The following is an 18643-nucleotide window of genomic DNA, read 5'->3' as shown; positions in this document are numbered from 1 at the left end:
CGCGGGTGATCTCGACGTGCTGAGTGACGGGCGGCGCTCAGGGTGCTTCCGGGCGGTACGTCCGGCACGTCGCGGTCGGGCCCATGGCCGAGGCATCGGTGTTGGTGGCATGCGCGGTCGCCTGTTCTCCTCGCAGCACCTTCGACGGTTCACGGGCGCCGTCGCTGCCCCACACCCAGCGCCGGTAGGGCCACTTGTCGTCGTTGAAGATCTCCAGGCGAGGTAGCTGTTCCATCAGCCCCCACACGGCCGTGGACGAGTCGGTCATCGGTGGTGTGGGGTCGGGCCGGGCCAGGAAGGTGAGGGCGTCCGCGCGGAGTCCCAGACCGGACCCGCGGTGCAGGGCCTCGCCGAGCATCCATCGCAGCGTGATGTCCCCGGCACCGACGTCGCTGTGGAAGCCGGTGAACCAGACCTCGGCGATCGTCTGCGCACCGTATCGATCACGGTCCTCGGGGAGCGTACGCTCCATCGCCTTGCCCTTGTCTTTGTCCATGTCGAGCTGGCCCCAGGTGGTGGCTTTGAACCAGGCGCGCCGCTCGTGCAGCGCGAGAGCGTGGGCCACGTGCCGGACGATCGGGTTGTGGCGCAGGTGCGGCAGTCTCGTCGGCACCAGACCGCCGTATGACTTCACGGTGTCCCAGACACCCAGGAACTCGATCTCCGGGGAGCGGTTGCCGGAAAGCTCCCGGAAGGCCCTGACCTCCGCGACGGGTACGGACATCGGCTTGAACAACTGCCAGGCCCGGTTGAAGGTGCGACGGTCGACCCGTTCCGGGAGCCCGCAGCGGTAGATCAGCCCGGCCAGCGCCCGCACCGCGAACGCGCCTCGGCTGAACCCGAACAGGTAGATCCGGTCGTCGGCGTCGGTGTGCAACCCGGCCAGTCGCCGGTACATCTCCCGGACCAGCGGCTGGAGCCCGTAGCCGAAGCCGAGACCGAGAACCCGGAGCACGGTGGTGTGCGCCCCGAGCCGGGACTCCCGTGGCGTGAACGTCTGCAGCGCCGGGCCGTGATCGCGTACCGCGGAGATCCGGATGCCGTTGGTGCCGACGCCTTGGGCGTAGACGGCAACCTGCCGCTGCGGGTCGCTCAGGTCGAGGAACCGGATCAGCCGGGTCACGTTGGTGGGTTCACCGTCGAAGGTGTTTCCGGTGCCGTCGCAGCAGATCACGATCGTGCGGGCCATACCTTCTGCCTACACCTGCCGGTCACCGGTCACAGTCGGCCCGGCGACACCTTGCTCGCTCCGCCGGCACCCGCCGAGTGTGTTTCCGGCAGGATGGCCGGTGTGACGTATGAGGTACGGCCGCTCGGCCCGGGGGATCAGCAGCTCGCGTGGGACCTCGGGAGCCTCACGTTCGGGTACCACGAGCGGCCCATGCCGGAGGGGTGGCTCTCCGACTCTCCCGGCCGGCGCACGCTCGGTGTCTTCGACCCGGCCGGGCGGTTGGTCGCCAAGGCGGTGGACCGCGAGCAGGGCCAGTGGTTCGGCGGCCGCATCGTGCCGGCCAGCGGCGTCGCCGGTGTGGCGACCGCGGCCGAGCTGCGTGGGCGTGGCCTGGGCCGGCTCGTGCTGACCCGGCTGCTGCAGGACGCCCGGGGGCGCGGCGCGGTGATCAGCACGCTGTTCGACACCACGCCGGGGCCGTACCGGGCACTGGGCTGGGAGGAGGTCGGTGCCCTGGTGTACTACCGGGTGCCGACGCGGGTGCTGGCGGAGATCCGCCCCGACCCGACGACGGTGCTGCGGCCGGCGACCGAGGCCGACCTCCCCGCGGTCGACGCGATCTATCGCGAGGTGGCACGGACCGGCACCGCCATGATGGACCGGGCCGGGCCCGCCTTCGTCACAGCCGACCATGACGGCTGCACCGTCGCCGTCGACGGCACCGGCACGATCGTCGGGTACGCGACGTGGGACCGTGGCCCCGGCTACGACGCGAGCGGCAGGCTCACCGTGGACGATCTGATCGGGCTGACGCCCGAGGCGACGCGCACGCTGCTGGCGATGCTCGGCGGCTGGGCCAGTGTCGCGCCGACGGTCGTGATCCGGCTGGGCGCCGCCGATCCGGTCTGGGCACTGTTGGCACGCGGCGACGCCACTCCCGAGTCCACGCAGCCGTGGATGCTGCGTGTCGTCGACGCGCCCGCCGCGGTCGCCGCCCGCGGCTGGCCACGGCACCTGACCGGCGAGGTCGACCTCGAACTCACCGACGAGGTCTGCCCCTGGCATCAGGGCCGCCACCGGCTGGTGCTCGCCGGCGGCACCGGACGGTTGGAACCGGGCGGCGCGGGTACGGTCCGGCTGACACCGCGCGGCCTGGCCGCCTGGTACGCGGGCGCCGCAATACCGCAGCAGCTACGTCGCAGCGGTTTCCTGAGCGGCGGGACCGCGGACACCGACGAACTGCTGCGCACCGCGACGGCCGGTCCCGCGCCGACACTGCACGACTACTTCTGAAAGATCTCGAACCATCCTCTGAGACCCTGCCGCTCCCGCGCTGATGGTGGGCGGGGTTGACGCGGAAGGTTGCGGGACGATGGATCCCGGCCAGCCCGCGATGGCCGGACGGGGTCTCATGGTCAGCGTGCGAGATGCTTGTTCAGGAAGGTGACGGCTCGTGACCAGGCCAGCTTCGCGGCCCCCGGGTCGTAGGTGCCGATCAGGTTCTCGTCGTTGAGGAAGGCGTGGCCGGCGTCGTAGACGTGTAGTTCAGAGTTCTTCAGTTGCCCGAACAGGTCCCGGACCGCGTCCAGCGGAATGCGGTCCTTGGTTGCGTAGTGGCCCTGTACCGCGCCGCGGATGCGGGGCGCGACGTCGGCCGGGTCCTGTGGGAAGCCGTAGAACGGGACGGCGGCCGAGATCTGTTCGGAACGGTCGGCGGCGAGCTGGAGGACGAAGCCGCCGCCCATGCAGAAGCCGATGACACCGACCGTCGTGCTGGTCACCGCGTCGTGTGCGAGAAGGTAGTCGACGGCTCCGGACAGGTCTTTGGCTGCGCGGTCCGCGGGCAGCTCCGTCATGAGCTGCTGAGCCTCGGCCGCATCGTGGGTGGTCGAACCGCCGTACAGGTCGGGAGCGAGCGCGACGAACCCTTCGGCGGCGAGACGGCGGGTGATGTCAGCGATGTGGTCGGTGAGTCCCCACCACTCCTGGATGACGATCACGCCTGGGCCGGTACCCGAATCGGGGAGCTGGAGGTAGCCGTGCGCCTGCCCGCCGTTGCTGGGGAAGCTGACGTTCTGGACGGACATGTTCTCTCCTGGCATGTGATGAGGCTTTGATGACACTATCGAGCGACCGGCCGGCCCGTAGCTGATCCGCGTTGACCGAAAGGGGCTCATCCACCGTCGGTGTCCGTTGCGTCGGACAGCGACAAGAGCCACCGCGCCATACGGCTGACACTCCGGGTGGCGGCGGGGTTGTCGGGCTCATTGAGGTGGCCGTGGCTTGTCCCGGTTTCGCGGATCATCGCCAGGTCGACACCGGCGGCGGCGAGTTCGGCGCCGTATTGCTGTCCGGAGGCGCGTAGCGGGTCGATGTCGGCGTTGAGGATGAACGTGGGCGGCAGGCCGGTGAGGTCGTGGCCGCCGGGAAAGGCGTACGACGCGGTCAGCGTTTCCGGACTGCGCACGTAGTTGAGGTTCATCCTGCTGACGGCCTCGGCGCCGATCAGCTCGGGGTTCGGCAGCGTCGCCACCTTGGCGGCCAGCTCGGCGGGGAGTTCGGGCAACGCCGCGTGCAGGAGCGGATAGGCCAGCAGCACAGCGGCGGGAGGCGGACGGTCGTTGTCGCGCAGGCGTAGGGCGGCGCCCGCGGTGAGGGTTCCGCCGGCACTGGCCCCGCCGATCGCCCAGCGCTGAGCGGGGTGCACCGAGACAGCCCACGTGAAGGCGGTGGTGACCTCCTCGGAGGCGACGGGGTAGTGGAAGCGGCCGGCCTGGTCCCCGGTCGCGCCGGTGGCCCAGTCCAGGGTGGGCGCGAGACGGTAGTCCACGGCCACGACCGTGATGCCGCGGTCGGCGAGTTGCCGGGCGACCCAGTCGCTCTCCGGCATGTCGAGGTCACCACCGAAGAAGGCGCCCCCGTGCGCCCAGACCAGACCGGCTCGGGATTCGTCGGCCGGCGTGTAGACGCGCACGGGTATCCGGCCGTACGGCCCGTCGATCCACAGGTTCTCGATGCTGACGATCATGACAAGGCTCATCCCGTTGTGGTGCGCGGAGTAAGGGGATCAGATGGTCGCGGTGGTGCGCCGCACCACCAGGCTGGGCGTCAGCTTCACCTGAGTCGGCCGGCGGTCGCGCTGGTTGATGCGCTCGACCAGCAGGCGGGCGGCGTTCGCGCCCATCTGGCGGCCGTCCTGGTCGACGCTGGTCAGCGAGATCGGCCCGAAGGCGGCCAGGGCGCTGTTGTCGTAGCCGGCGACCGAGATGTCGCCGGGTACCGACAGGCCGGCCTCGGCGATCGCCTCCAGCGCGCCCAGGGCCACGACGTCGGCGCCGGCGAAGATCGCGGTGGGCCGTACCGGCCGGGCGAGCAGCTCCTTCGCGCCCTGGTATCCGCCGGCCTGGGTGTAGCTGGTCGAGGCCACATCGATCTCGTCCTCCAGGCCATGGGCGATCATCGCGTGGCGGTATCCGTTCGCCCGTAGTGCGTTGGGCATCTCAGCGAGCCGGATCCGGTCGGTCTCGTGGTGCTCGATGTGGGCGATGCGGCGGTGGCCGAGGCTGACGAGATGGTCCACGACCAGGGCGGCGCCGGCGATGTCGTCGTCGGTGACGCTGTCGTAGGTGGGGGAGGCGCCGTGCCGTCCGACTACCACGGTGGGCACGCCGGCGGCGACCTCGGTGAGGCGTTTCTTCGCCGAGACCGGGGCGATCAGCACCAGGCCGTCCATGCTGCGGTCGATCATCGCGTCGATGACTTTGGCTTCGGCCTTCTCGCCGTTGCAGCCGGGTGCGAGCAGTACCTGGTAGTCGCTGTCGCCGAGCTGGGTGGTGATGCCGTCGAGGATGTCGGCGAAGAACAGGTTGCGCAGCTCGGGCAGCATGACGCCGATGGTGTACGTCTGGCCGCGCAGGCCCCGGGCGGCGGCGGACGGGCGGTAGCCGAGCTCGTCGATGGCCTGCTGGACCTTGGTGCGCATGGCGGGGCTGGCGCCGTACGCGTTGCGCAGCACCTTGGAGACCGCGGTGGTCGACACCTGGGCGTGGCGCGCGACGTCGACGATCGTGACGCGACGGGGCGCGGGCTTGTCCACCGGATCTCCTTCGTGAAGTGGGTTCAGCAAAGCGTACTGATCAGCGTGGCGGGCCGGTCGTGCCCCGTACGACCGGGGTGGGGGTGAGTTTGACCTGGGTGGCCTGGCGGTCCGGGTCGGTGATGCGGTCGAGCAGCAGGCGGGTCGCGGCGGTTCCGATGCGGTGGCCGCCCTGGTCGATCGAGGTCAGGGAGACGGCGCGGATTCCGGCCAGGGTGATGTTGTCGTATCCGGCGACGGAGATGTCGCCGGGTGCGGACAGTCCGGCCTCGGTGAGCGCGTCCAGGACGCCCAGCGCGACGACGTCGGCGCCTGCGAAGATCGCGGTTGGCGGGTCCTCCCGGTCGAGGAGGATCTTCGCGCCGTGTTGGCCGCCGGCGCGGGTGTAGCTGGTGGAGGCGACATCGATGTGCTCGCCGAGCCCGTGCTCGCGCATGGCGTGGCGGTAGCCGTCGGCACGCAGCGCGTTGGGCATCTCGGCGAGGCGTATCCGGTCGGTCTCGTGATGCTCGATGTGGGCGATGCGGCGGTGGCCGAGGGCGGCCAGGTGCGCCACGATCAGCCCGGCGCCGATGAAGTCGTCGTCGTTGACGGTGTCGAAGCGTGCCGATCGGCTGTGCCGGCCGATGACCACGGTCGGCACGGTCTGGGCTACGCGCTCCAGGTGCCTGGGTGGGGACACCGGTGCGATCAGGATCAGCCCGTCCATGCTGCGGTCGATCATGGCTTCGGTGACGCGGGCCTCGCTCGCCACGTCGTCGCAGCCGGATGTCATGAACAGCTGATAGTCGGTGCTGTCGAGGTGTTCGGTGACGCCGTCGAGGATGTCGGCGAAGAACGGGTTGCGCACGTCGGGCAGCATCACGCCGACCGTCCAGGTGCGGCCGCGCAGGGCGCGGGCGGCGGCGGACGGCCGGTAGCCGAGGGCGTCGACGGCGGCGTGGACCCGGCTGCGCATGTGCGCGCTGGTGCCGTATGCGTTGCGCAGCACCTTCGACACCGCGGTCGTCGACACCCCCGCGTGCCGGGCCACGTCCCCGATCGTCACCCTCCGGGCGGTTGCCGGCGGTTGGTGCATGCGCTCTCCCTACTTGGTGAAACGTTATCCACCATAGAGATCATCGTGGCGGTGGGAAAGTGGGGCCGGGCAGCGAGCGAAAGCCGCGATTGCCAGGCCTGAACCTCTTGACGCTGTTCGGCACGCGCTCGTAAGGTCGGCGAAACATTTGGAAAACGTTGCCCACATCACTCCGGCGCCGCTTCGGTCGCCTTGCCGCGGCGTAGGCGTCGCGGTCGTTCCACCTGATCATGAAACGATTCAGCAAGGTGGGGTTTCCCGTGACAACCGATCTTCGACAGCGGCGCCCCGGCCGGGCCGTTGCGGCGTCCCCGCCGCGCCGCCGGACCCATGCCGCACCACCGTGGTGGTTCACCGTTCCGGCACTGCTGCTGTTCGCCTTCGTGGTGCTCGCGCCGAGCGCCCGCGGCGTCTACTACGCCTTCACCGACTGGGACGGCCTCGACCCGGACTTCGCTTTCATCGGCCTGGACAACTTCCGGGCCATGACCGACGATCCCGACGCGCTACAGGCCATCTGGCACACCCTGCTGGTGGCGGCCGCGATCACCGTGCTGCAGAACGGCCTGGGCCTGCTGCTGGCCCTCGGCGTCAACACGGCCATCAAGAGCCGCAACTTCCTGCGGGTCCTGCTGTTCGCCCCGGCCGTCGTCGCCCAGATCGTCACCGCCTACCTGTGGCGCAACCTGCTCGGCCCGGACGGCGCGGTGAACAGCCTGCTCGGGATGTTCGGCATAACGGGTCAGAACTGGCTGGGCGATCCGGACCTGGCGCTGTGGATGATCGTGCTGGTCGTGGTCTGGCAGTACGCCGGCTACTCGATGGTCATCTTCATCGCCGGCCTCCAGTCGATTCCCAAGGAGATCTACGAGGCCGCGGCCATCGACGGCAGCGGACCGGTACGCCGCTTCTGGTCCATCGTCCGGCCCCTGCTCGCACCCGCGCTGACGATCAACCTGATGCTGTCGATCATCGGCGGGCTCAAGCTGTTCGACCAGGTCTACGGCATGACCGGCGGCGGACCCGGCCACGCCACCGACACCATCTCCACGCTGATCTACAAGGACGCCTTCACCCTCGGCGAGTTCGGCTACAGCATCGCCCTCGCCGTCGTGCTCACCGCCATCGTCGCGGTCATCTCCGCCGGCCAGTACACCGCCCTCAACCGCAACGAGAAGGCGGCGTCATGAACCGCTACACGAGGAAGACGTTCGCCCTCGAGATCCTGATGATCGCGGTCGCCATCGTCTTCGCCTTCCCCGTCTACGTGCTGGTGAACCTGGCCTTCCGGGCGCCGAGCGACACCTCCTCGCCGATCAGCCCCACCACGTCGCCCACACTGGCCAACTTCAGCCAGGCCTGGCAGGAGGGCGGCCTGGGAGGCGCCCTGATCAACAGCGTGCTCGTCACCACGCTCAGCGTCCTCATCGTGCTGGTCGTGTCGTCGCTGGCCGCCTACCCGCTGGCCCGCTCCACCGCGCACTGGTCCCGCGGCACGTTCCTACTGATCATGCTCGGGCTGATCCTGCCGTTCCAGCTGGCCTCGCTGCCGCTCTACCAGACCATCCGCGACCTGGGGCTGCTCGGCTCGGTCTGGTCCCTGGTCCTGTTCTACGCCGGCCTGCAGGTCCCGTTCACCACCTTCCTGTACGTCGGATTCCTCCGGGCGCTGCCCCGCGACTTCGAGGAGGCCGCCACCATCGACGGCTGCGGGCCGCTGACCGCGTTCCGCTACGTGATCCTGCCGATGCTCAAGCCGATCACCGTGACCGCGCTGGTGCTCAACGCCGTCAGCGTCTGGAACGACTTCTTCACCCCATTGCTCTATCTGTCCGGCAGCGACCAGCAGACCATGCCCGTCGCGATCGCCGGGTTCGTCGGCCAGTTCGTCAGTGACTGGAACCTCATCTTCGCCGCCCTGCTGATCAGCATCGTGCCGGTCCTCGCCGTCTACCTGGCCCTGCAGCGCAGCATCATCAACGGATTCGCGGGAGGGCTGAAGGGATGACCCCCTACGGCTTGCAGACAGAACAGCGCACCGAACCACTCGGCATCGGCGCACGGCAGCCGCGCCTGTCGTGGAAACTGCGCTCCGACCGGCCCGGTGCCGCGCAGAGCGCCTACCGCATCATCGCCACCGCCGACGGCGAGACCGTCTGGGACACCGGCCGGCGCGAGAGCGCCGACACCATCCTCATTCCCTGGCAGGGCGCGGGGTTGCGCTCGGCGACCCGCTATCGCTGGTCGGTCGAGGTCTTCGACGAGGGGGGTACGAGCACCGGCGCGGCCGAGACCTGGTTCGAGACCGGGCTGCTGGAGCCGGACGAGTGGACCGCCGTGTGGATCGGCCGTGACCCGGTGGCCCTGCCGCCGGTCGACCCGCCGACCGACGACGACCTGGTCTCACCCGGTCCCGCCGAGGCCGCGCTGCACCTGCGCCGCGACTTCGATGTGCCGGAGCAGCCGATCCGGGCCCGGCTCTACGCCACCGCCCGTGGCGTCTACGAGCCGGAACTCAACGGCGAGCGCGTCGGCGATCACGAGCTCGCGCCGGGCTGGACCGAGTACCACCACCGCATCCAGTACCAGACCTACGACGTCACCGGCCAGGTCCGGGCCGGTCGCAACACCGTCGCCGCGACCGTCGCCGACGGCTGGTGGAGCGGCTACGTCGGCTTCGACCCGCGCCGCCCGGCCCGCCACTACGGCGACGCCCCGGGACTGCTCGCCCAGTTGGTCCTCGACTTCGCCGACGGTTCCCGGCAGATCATCGCCACCGCCGACGACTGGACCGAGCACGACGGCCCGGTCCGCTCCGCCGATCTGATGATGGGTCAGTTCACCGACGGCCGCCGTGAGCTGTCCGGGCCGCGCCCGGTCGTCGTCCTGGACACCGCGGTCGGGCCGCTGACCGCGGAACCGGACGAGCCGATCCGGGTGACCGCCGAACTGCCGGCCGTCACGGTCGAGAACGGCATCGCCGACTTCGGGCAGAACCTGGTCGGCCGGGTCCGCCTGACCATCCGCAACGCCACCGCCGGGCAGCGGATCACCCTGCGCCACGCCGAGGTCCTCAACACCGACGGCTCGCTGTACCTCGACAACCTGCGGCGTGCCGCGGCCACCGACACCTACATCTGCGCCGGCCACGAGATCGAGGTCTTCGAGCCGCGATTCACCTTCCATGGCTTCCGGTACGCCGAGGTCACCGGGTACACCCCCGATCCCGCGGAGGTGACCGCCCGGGTCCTGCACTCCGACATCCCGTGGACCGGCCGGTTCGAGTCGTCGGACCCGACCGTCAACCAGTTGCACGCCAACATCGGCTGGGGGCAGCGCGGCAACTTCGTCGCGGTGCCGACCGACTGCCCGCAGCGCGACGAGCGGCTCGGCTGGCTCGCCGACGCGCAGGTGTTCGCGCCGACCGCGACCCGCAACGCCGACGTCTCCGCCTTCTTCGCCCGCTGGATGCGCGACGTCGTCGACGGCCAGGACGACGACGGAGCGTTCCGGGACATCGCCCCGATCATCGTCCTGGACCGGGAGGGAGCCCCGGCCTGGGGCGACGCCGGCGTCATCATCCCGTGGCTGCTGTGGCGCACCTACGGCGACCGGCGGGTGCTGGAGAACAGCTTCGACGCGATGGCCCGCTGGGTCGACCACATCCACCGGCACAACCCGGACCTGCTGTGGGAGCACCGCACCGGCAACTCCTACGGAGACTGGCTGCAGATCGACGCCGAGACTCCCCGCGATGTGCTGGCCACCGCCTACTTCGCGCACAGCACCCGGATCGTCGCCGATGCCGCCGACGTGCTCGGCCGGCCGTCGCAACGATTCCGTGAGTTGCACGCGCGGATCCGGGACGCCTTCGTCGACGCTTTCGTCGCCGACGACGGCAGCGTCAAGGGCGGCACCCAGACGGCGTACCTGCTGGCACTCGCCTTCGAACTGTTGCCGGCGGACCTCGTACACCCGGCCGTTGATCGTCTGGCGCACGACATCGAGAGTCGCGGCAATCGGCTGACCACCGGATTCGTCGGCGTGTCCCTGCTGTGCCCGGTGCTCGCCGAACACGGCCGCGCCGATCTGGCCTACGCCCTGCTGCACCAGGACGAATACCCGTCGTGGGGCTACTCGATCCGGCACGGCGCCACCACGATCTGGGAGCGCTGGGACGGCTGGACCGAACACGGCGGCTTCCAGTCCGCGGCCATGAACTCCTTCAACCACTACAGCCTCGGCAGCGTCGGCGACTGGCTCTACGGCCGCGTCGCCGGCATCGACCAGACCCCGGGCTCGGTCGCCTACTCCGAACTGCTGCTGCGCCCCACCCCCGACCCGACCGGCCGGCTCACCTGGGCGCGCGCCGAGCAGGAGACCGCCCGCGGCCTGGTGGCCTGCGGCTGGTCGATCGACGACGACCGGCTCACCGTGACCGCCACGGTGCCGCCGGGAAGCACCGCCATCCTTCTGATCCCCACCAGCGATCCCGGCCGTGTGCACGCTGCCGGAACGCCCGGGGTTCTACGGGCCGAACCGTCCGCCGCCGGGCTCACCCTGCGGCTGGCATCCGGCCGATACACCTTCACCACCCCCGTCTGAGTCATCTCCCCACTCAGGAGAAGATCGTGAAAAAAGTCCTCGCCGCGGTCGCGGCCGCGTCCCTGCTCGCCGCCTGCTCGAGCGGCACCAACTCCAGCACCAGCAGCGCCGGTGACAACCAGACCCTGACCATCGCCTCGGTCGACCAGGGCTCCATCGAGAAGGTCGTCGACGCGTTCAAGGCCGCCAACCCCGGCATCACCGTCAACCTGACCACCAGCGGCGCCGACCAGTACCAGCAGCAGATCCGCACCCAGCTGGCGTCCGGCACCGCCCCCGACGTGATGACCGTCTGGCCCGGCAACGGCAACCCCGGCGCCACCTACGTGATCGCCAAGCCCGGCTACCTGCTCGACCTGTCCGACCAGCCATGGGCCGCCCAGCTGCCCGACGCGTTCAAGAAGGTCGCCCAGTACGAGGGCAAGACCTACAACGCGCTGTTCGGGCTCAACGGCATCGGCGCGGTCTACAACGACGACGCCCTGACCAAGGCCGGGCTGACCGCGCCGGGCACCTGGACCGACCTGCTCACCTTCTGCAAGGCCGCCGCCGGCAAGGGCACCCCCGCCTTCGCTCTCGGCATCCAGGACAACTGGGTCACCCAGATCGCCCTGTACGCCCTGGTCGCCACCACCGTCTACAGCACCGACAAGGACTTCGACACCAAGATGGCCGCCGGTCAGGCCACCTTCGCCGGGTCGCCGTGGACCACCGCGATGGCCAAGTACCAGGAGATGAACGCCGCGGGTTGCTTCCAGAAGGACCCGCTGGGCACCAGCTACGAGGCCAGCCAGACTCTCGCGGCCACCGGCAAGACCCTCGGCATCATTCAGGGCAACTGGATCATCGGGCTGCTCAAGCAGAAGAACCCGTCCGGCAAGTTCACCATGAAGGCGCTGCCGGCCACCGACGACGCGGCGAGCTTCATCATGCCCGCGGCGGCCGGCGCCGGGTACGGCGTGAACGCCAAGGCCAAGAACAAGGAACTCGCGCTCAAGTTCATCACCTTCGTCATGTCGCCGGCCGGCATGAAGACCTTCAACGAGGCCCAGGGCAGCCTGCCGACCCTGCCGGGCGCCGGCACCACCGTCGACCCGGGCCTGGCCGAACTCACCACGTTCGTCGAGGGCAACAAGACCGTGCCGTTCATGGACCAGCTGTGGCCCAACGCCAAGGTCCAGCAGACCATGCTCAGCGGTCTGCAGGAGGTCTTCAGCAACCAGGCCACCGCCGACGAGGTCCTCAAGGACATGGACACCGACTACAAGGCCGGCGCATGAAACGCCGCACCGCACTGGGGATCACCATCGCCGTACCGTCCGCGACTCTGTTGACCCCCGGCCCCGCCACCGCCGGCGCCCCCGGACTCCGTGTCGTCGGCCTGCGGGTCGAGGGCCGCGAGGACCAGCCGCTCGGTCTCGACACCCCGAACCCCGTGTTCGGCTGGCGTTTCGCCGAGACGTCGTCGGCCGCCGCGGACCGGCAGACCGCCTACCAGATCCGGGTCCACGGGCCCGGCCTGCTCTGGGACACCGGGAAGGTCGGCTCGTCCGTCCAGTCCGGCGTCCGCTACAACGGCAAAGCGCTGACCTCCCGGCAGCGCATCACCTGGCAGGTCCGGGCATGGGACGCCGACGGCCGCGCCACCGACTGGAGCCGGTCGTCCACCTTCGAGATGGGCCTGCTGCACCAGGAGGACTGGGGTGCCGCGCGCTGGATCGACTACCCGGGACGGGCCGAGACCCAGCCGATGCCGATCTTCGCCCGGCAGTTCACCACCGATGCGCATCGCAAGGTTGTCCGGGCCCGGCTCTACCTGTCCGGCGTCGGCATGCACCTGGCCACCCTCAACGGGCGTGGCCTCACCGACGAGGTGCTCGCGCCGGGCTACTCCAACTGGCAGCTCTCCAGCGAGTACCGGGTCTACGACATCACCGGCGAGCTGCGCAAAGGCGCCAACACCGTGGGGGTACGCCTGGGCAACGGCCCCGCCTACGTGCGGCGCAGCGCCACCAACCCCGCCGTCGGGCGCACCGCCCCGTACTCGTGGTGGCAGAGCCAGCTCAAGGGCAACGGCACCCTGACCGGCGCCGTCGAGGCCGGGGCCACCACGGTCACGTTGAGCAGCGTCACCGGCTACCACGTCGGCGGCACCATCAACGTCGACACCGGCGCCGGCGGCGACAACCTCGAATCGCGGGTCATCACCACGATCGGCACGGACAGCATCACCTTCAGCCCCGGCCTGTCCGAGCCGCACCCGGCCGGCGTGACGGTCACCGGCTCGGGCAACAACATCGCGGCCAGCGACGCCAGCGCCGGAGCGGCCGTCACACCCCGCTTCATCGCGCGCCTCGAAATCACGTACGCCGGTGGGAAAGAGACGGTGATCGTCTCGGACCGGGAGTGGCGCACCGCGCTGGGCCCGCTGGTCACCGACGCCTGGTACTCGGGGTCGGACTTCGACGCCCGTCGCGAGCAGCCCGGCTGGGACCAGCCCAAGTCCGACCTGTCGGCGGCCGCGAAGCGGCGCGACGGCACGCTCACCGGGTGGATCGCGGCCGGGATCGCGCCGCCGCCGAACCTGGCGACGAAACTGGTCGGCCGCACCGCGCCGCCGATCACGATCGCCGACCGGTACGAGCCAGTCGCGATCACCAACCCGCTGCCCGGGACGTGGGTGTTCGACTTCGGTCAGAACATCGTCGGATTCCCGCAGCTGACGGTGAAGGGCCTACCCGCCGGCGTCACCATCCGCGTCTCGCCGGCCGAGTCCCTCGCGGCCGACGGCACCGTGGACCAGGCGTCACTGCGCGGTGGTGGCGGTAGCCGGGGTGTGGACCTGTTCAACACCTACACGACCGCCGGGCTGCGCGGCGGGGAGACGTGGCGGCCGGACTTCAACTACTTCGGCATGCAGTGGGTGCAGGTCACCGGCCTGCCCGAGGGCTATGTCCCGACGAAGGAGACGATCACCGGGCTGCGGGTCCAGGCCGAGACCCCGCTCGCCGGGGCGGTCACCACGTCGAACGCCCGAGTGAACCGGCTGCACAAGATGGCCTGGTACTCGTTCGCCGGCAACATCATGAGCGTCTTCACCGACTGCCCCGGCCGGGAGAAACTGTCCTACCCGGCCGACTACACGATGCCGATGGGCTCGATCCACCGCAACTTTGACCTCGACGCCTACCTGCGCACCCACGAGCACCACCTGGTCGAAGGACAGTCGGTCGCGGCCACCCCGATGGCCGGCAACGTGGCGCTCAAGACCCCGGTCTACGACTGGGGATACACGGGCCGTTTCGGTGACGAGATCAACTGGGGCAACGCGATCATCCTGGTGCCGGGGTTCCTGCGGCAGCTCTACGGCGACGTTTCCACTGCCGAGCGGTACTACCCGCGGATGGTGGCGTTCGCCGACTACATCGCGCGGCAGAAGGCGGTCGGCAACATCGTCGACGCGGCGCTGGCCGACTGGGTGTCCGCCGAACCGGTGTCCGGCAGGATCACCGGCACCTGGGGCTACTACGTGATGATCAGCGAGCTGGCGAAACTCGCGCCGCCCGCCGACGCCGCGAAGTACGCCGCGCTCGCGGCCGACATCAAAACCGCATTCCACCAGGCCTTCTGGGACCCGGCCCGGCGACTGTACGCGGACAACGGCGCCGTCTCCCAGACCGCGCAGGCGCTCGCGCTCGACGCCGGGCTCGTGCCCGAGGCCGAGCGTCAGGCCGTGCTGGACGCGCTGGTGGGGCTCGTGACCGCCGCCGGGCACTTCATGGGCGGCACCATCGGCATGGCACCGATCGTGCGGGCGCTCTCCGCGGGTGGCCGCGACGACGTGCTGTGGGACCTGATCCACGTCGACACCCAGCCCAGTTACGGCTACTTCATGGAGTCGACCGTCGCCAACCCCGGCGGTATGACGACGATGGGGGAGCGCTGGAACCGGGGGGACTCGAAGAACCACATGATCCTCGCCCAGATCGAGGAGTGGTTCCACGCCGGTCTCGCCGGCATCCGCGCGGCGGAGGGCGTGGTCGCGTACCGCGAATTGGTCATTCAGCCGAAGGTGGTCGGTGACCTGACGTTCGTCAAAGGCCACTACACCACCCCGCAGGGCACCGCCCGGTCGGAGTGGAAACGCGACGGCAACCGGCTTCGGCTGACCGTCACGGTCCCGCCGAACACCACCGCCACGATCCATGTGCCGACCCTGGGCGGCCGGGTGGCCGGCACCCCGCGCCGCGCGAAGTTCCTGCGCACCACCGGCGGCTACGCCGTCTTCCAGGTGCCGTCCGGCACCTACGCCTTCACCACCAAGTGACGAACCGGCCCGGCCTCCCTTGGCGAGGCCGGGCCCTCCACGATGGGTTCCCCGTGACATTTCCTGACGGATTCCTGTGGGGCAGCGCCACCTCGGCCCATCAGGTCGAGGGCGGCAACACCAACAACGACTGGTGGGACTTCGAACAAACCCCGGCCTCTGCCGCGAGGTGGTCGTCCGGCGACGGCATCGATCATTTCCATCGGTACGCCGACGACTTCGCGCTGCTGGCATCCCTGGGACACACCGCACACCGGCTGTCGCTGGAATGGTCCCGCATCGAACCGGCGCCCGGGCAGTTCAGCCGGGCGGCGATCGGCCACTACCGGCGCGTACTGACCGAGCTCGCCGCCACCGGCATGGCGGGGTTCGTCACCCTGCACCACTTCACGCTGCCACGCTGGCTGGCCGCCCGGGGCGGATGGCTCGCCTCCGACGCGACCGACCTGTTCACCCGGTACTGCGCTTTCGTGACCGAGGCGCTCGGCGACCTCATGCCCTACCTCTGCACCATCAACGAACCGCAGATGATCGCCCTGCACGGCTACCTGGAGGGCTACCACCCGCCCGGCCTCACCAACCCGGCCCTGTGGCGGCGGGTCGGCGGTGTGCTCCTCGACGCCCACCTCGCGGCCGTCCCGGCGATCCGGGCGGCCGGCGGCACGCAGATCGGCCTGGCCGTACAGTTGCCGCTGCTCGACGGCCCCGAGCCGTTCCTCAGCCTGATGCGCCACGAGATCGTCGACCGCTATCTCGACGGCCTGACCGGTGTCGACGGCGGCGACTGGCTCGGCGTCCAGTACTACCGCAAACAGTGGGTCGACCCCGCGTCACCGTTCTTCTTCGCACCACCACCACCGGATGTACCCGTCACCCAGATGGGCTGGGCCGTACACCCCGACGGCCTGCGCGAGATCCTGCACCGCGCCGCTCGCGTCGGCCTGCCGATCTACGTCACCGAGAACGGCATCGCCACCGAGGACGACACCGAACGCATCGCCTACCTGCGATCACACGTCGCCGCGGTGGGACAGGCCATCGCCGAGGGCGTCGACGTGCGCGGCTACCTGCACTGGTCGGCGTTCGACAACTTCGAATGGTCCGAAGGCTACCGGCCCAGATTCGGGCTGATCGCCGTCGACGACGACTTCACCCGCCACCCCAAACCCAGCGCCCACGCCTTCGCCGGCATCATCCGACAAGGAACCCATCCGTGAACCTCACCCTCGAGGAGAAGGCCGCCCTCTGCCTCGGCTCCACCTTCTGGCACACCGCGCCGATCGACCGCCTCGGCATCCCGGCGATCATGGTCTCCGACGGCCCGCACGGGCTGCGCCGCCAGCCCGACGGCAACCAGGCCGGCATCACCGGCGCCCTGCCCGCCACCTGCTTCCCGACCGCGTCCGCGCTCGGCTCCTCCTGGGACCCCGATCTGGTACGCCGTATCGGCGCGGCGATCGGCGCTGAGGCCCGTGCCCTCAGCGTCGCCGTGGTCCTCGGACCCGGCGTCAACATCAAACGATCACCGCTGTGCGGCCGCAACTTCGAGTACTTCTCCGAGGACCCGCTGCTCACCGGCGTCCTCGGCGAGGCCCACGTCACCGGCGTGCAGAGCCAGGGCGTCGGCGCGTGCGTGAAGCACTTCGCCGCCAACAACCAGGAGACCGACCGCCTGCGGGTCAGCGCGGATGTCGACGAGCGCACCCTGCGCGAGATCTACCTGCCGCACTTCGAACGCATCGTCACCCGGGCGAAGCCGTGGATGGTGATGTCCGCGTACAACCTGGTCAACGGGGTGCCTGCCGCCGAGCACCGGTGGCTGCTCACCGATGTGCTGCGCGACGAATGGGCCTATGACGGTGTCGTCGTCTCCGACTGGGGCGCCGTCCGCGACCGGGTCGCGGCGCTCGTCGCCGGACTGGACCTGGAGATGCCGCCGAAACTCGGGATCAGCGACGCCGCGATCGTCGCCGCGGTCCGCGACGGCCGTCTCGACGAGAAGGTCCTCGACCAGACGGTGGAACGCATCCTGCGGCTCATCGACCGGGCCCCCGACCCCGACGGGCCCTTCGACGTCGACGCCCATCACGCGCTGGCCCGTGCCGCCGCCGCGGATTGCGCGGTCCTTCTCAAGAACGACCGGGACCTGCTCCCGTTGCGCCCCGCGCCCGGCGACACCATCGCCGTCATCGGTGCGTCTCCGCGTTTCCAGGGAGCCGGGAGCTCGCAGGTCAACCCCACCCGCGTGGACGATCTGATCACCGAGCTGCGCGCCAGGACCACGGTGGAGTTCGCAGCCGGTGGGGATCAGGCGATCGACCTCGCCGCCCGGGCGGCCACTGTCGTGGTGCTCATGGGCCTGCCCGCCGGTGACGAGACCGAAGGCGCCGACCGCCGGCACATGGATCTACCCGCGGAACAGATCACACTGCTGGCCCGGATCGCCCAGGTCAACGACAACGTCGTCGTGGTGCTCGCCAACGGCTCCGCCGTCGAGGTGGCATCGTGGCAGCAACATGCCGGGGCGATCCTGGAGACCTGGTTGTCCGGGCAGGCCGTCGGCGGCGCGATCGCCGACCTGCTGCTCGGGACGGTCAACCCGTCGGGGCGACTGGCCGAGACGTTGCCGGTACGGCTCGCCGACAACCCGTCCTACCTCAACTTCCCGGGCGAGGCCGGGCACGTCCGCTACGGCGAGGGCGTCTTCGTCGGCTACCGCGCCTACGACGCGGTGGATCGGGCGGTCGCCTACCCGTTCGGGCACGGGCTGTCCTACACCACCTTCGCGTACCACGACCTTGCCGTCACCGTCGCCGGTGACTCGTCCGTCCTGGTCACCTGCACCGTCGTCAACACCGGAGCGCGGCACGGCAAGGAGGTCGTGCAGCTCTACGTCGGTCCCCCCGCTTCGCCGGTGGCCCGGCCCGTGCGTGAACTCAAGGCGTTCGCCAAGCTCGATCTGCCGCCGGGCGCCGGCGAGACCGTCACCTTCCAGCTCGATCCCCGCGACCTGGCGTACTGGTCGACCCGGCATCAGCGGTGGCTCGTCCAAGGCGGCGCCTACGAGATCGCCGTCGGCGCCTCGTCACGTGACCTGCGTCTGACCACGACGGCCGAGGTGCCCGGTGACATGGTGACCGAGCCGCTGACCGCGGTGTCGACCCTGCGCGAATGGCTCGCCGATCCGGCCGGGGCCGCCGCGCTGCGCGCCGCCGTGGGGGAGTCGCAGGGCATCTTCGCCGACCCGGAGTCGCAGATCGTGCTCGGCGACTTCCCGCTCACCGCCCTGACCGCCTTCCCCGGCCTGGGCCTGTCCGATCCCGTCCTGGCGCACGCCGTGCGCCTGTCCAAGGAGGTTTGATCACT

13 protein-coding genes are annotated in these 18643 nt (G+C 70.1%); 8 read left to right on the top strand and 5 right to left on the bottom strand.

Annotated elements, in window-relative coordinates; translation table 11 throughout:
• Positions 1 to 37: 37 nt before the first annotated feature.
• A complete protein-coding gene (locus ACFO0C_RS01425) occupies positions 38 to 1189 on the bottom strand; it encodes a phospholipase effector Tle1 domain-containing protein (protein WP_378064605.1) in 1152 nt (383 codons plus the stop codon).
• Positions 1190 to 1291: 102 nt separating this feature from the next.
• Here ACFO0C_RS01425 and ACFO0C_RS01420 point away from each other — a divergent pair, with 102 nt between their 5' ends.
• Positions 1292 to 2464, top strand: coding sequence for a GNAT family N-acetyltransferase (locus ACFO0C_RS01420; protein ID WP_378064603.1), 1173 nt, complete (start codon positions 1292 to 1294; stop codon positions 2462 to 2464).
• 122 nt (positions 2465 to 2586) lie between these two features.
• Here the strand turns inward: ACFO0C_RS01420 and ACFO0C_RS01415 are convergent, their stop codons facing one another.
• From ACFO0C_RS01415 to ACFO0C_RS01400, 4 genes are all read right to left on the bottom strand, one after another.
• Complete coding sequence (locus ACFO0C_RS01415; protein ID WP_378064601.1) at positions 2587 to 3258, bottom strand: dienelactone hydrolase family protein; 672 nt, start codon at positions 3256 to 3258, stop codon at positions 2587 to 2589.
• Positions 3259 to 3344: 86 nt separating this feature from the next.
• A complete protein-coding gene (locus ACFO0C_RS01410; RefSeq protein ID WP_378064599.1) occupies positions 3345 to 4199 on the bottom strand; it encodes an alpha/beta hydrolase in 855 nt (284 codons plus the stop codon).
• Between the two features lie 39 nt (positions 4200 to 4238).
• Entirely contained in the window at positions 4239 to 5267 is a 1029-nt protein-coding gene (locus ACFO0C_RS01405) for a LacI family DNA-binding transcriptional regulator (RefSeq protein ID WP_378064598.1), read from the bottom strand.
• Positions 5268 to 5307: 40 nt separating this feature from the next.
• Complete coding sequence (locus ACFO0C_RS01400) at positions 5308 to 6345, bottom strand: LacI family DNA-binding transcriptional regulator (protein WP_378064597.1); 1038 nt, start codon at positions 6343 to 6345, stop codon at positions 5308 to 5310.
• A 260-nt stretch (positions 6346 to 6605) separates the two neighbouring features.
• Here ACFO0C_RS01400 and ACFO0C_RS01395 point away from each other — a divergent pair, with 260 nt between their 5' ends.
• From ACFO0C_RS01395 to ACFO0C_RS01365, 7 genes are read left to right on the top strand one after another with little or no spacing between them, the layout of a single operon-like run.
• Complete coding sequence (locus tag ACFO0C_RS01395) at positions 6606 to 7535, top strand: carbohydrate ABC transporter permease (protein ID WP_378064596.1); 930 nt, start codon at positions 6606 to 6608, stop codon at positions 7533 to 7535.
• The gene (locus tag ACFO0C_RS01390) at positions 7532 to 8353 is read left to right on the top strand and encodes a carbohydrate ABC transporter permease (protein WP_378064595.1); all 822 of its coding nucleotides are present in this window, start codon (positions 7532 to 7534) and stop codon (positions 8351 to 8353) included. The genes ACFO0C_RS01395 and ACFO0C_RS01390 overlap by 4 nt, the downstream gene beginning before the upstream one ends.
• Positions 8350 to 10950 carry an alpha-L-rhamnosidase gene (locus ACFO0C_RS01385; RefSeq protein ID WP_378064594.1) on the top strand — a complete coding sequence of 867 codons (2601 nt, stop codon included), beginning with the start codon at positions 8350 to 8352 and terminating at the stop codon, positions 10948 to 10950. Before ACFO0C_RS01390 ends, ACFO0C_RS01385 begins: the two co-directional genes overlap by 4 nt.
• A gap of 26 nt (positions 10951 to 10976) precedes the next feature.
• The gene (locus ACFO0C_RS01380) at positions 10977 to 12230 is read left to right on the top strand and encodes an ABC transporter substrate-binding protein (RefSeq protein WP_378064593.1); all 1254 of its coding nucleotides are present in this window, start codon (positions 10977 to 10979) and stop codon (positions 12228 to 12230) included.
• On the top strand, positions 12227 to 15277 hold the full coding sequence (locus tag ACFO0C_RS01375) for a family 78 glycoside hydrolase catalytic domain (RefSeq protein ID WP_378064592.1): 3051 nt from the start codon (positions 12227 to 12229) through the stop codon (positions 15275 to 15277). The genes ACFO0C_RS01380 and ACFO0C_RS01375 overlap by 4 nt, the downstream gene beginning before the upstream one ends.
• Positions 15278 to 15330: 53 nt before the next feature.
• Positions 15331 to 16494, top strand: a complete 1164-nt coding sequence (locus tag ACFO0C_RS01370) for a glycoside hydrolase family 1 protein (protein WP_378064591.1) — start codon at positions 15331 to 15333, stop codon at positions 16492 to 16494.
• Entirely contained in the window at positions 16491 to 18638 is a 2148-nt protein-coding gene (locus ACFO0C_RS01365) for a beta-glucosidase (protein WP_378064590.1), read from the top strand. Before ACFO0C_RS01370 ends, ACFO0C_RS01365 begins: the two co-directional genes overlap by 4 nt.
• Positions 18639 to 18643 lie beyond the last annotated feature (5 nt).

Source organism: Actinoplanes subglobosus (assembly GCF_042650585.1).
Classification (GTDB): domain Bacteria; phylum Actinomycetota; class Actinomycetes; order Mycobacteriales; family Micromonosporaceae; genus Actinoplanes; species Actinoplanes subglobosus.
The sequence above is the reverse complement of the archived record's forward strand: the minus strand, read 5'-3'. Positions and strand labels throughout refer to the sequence as shown.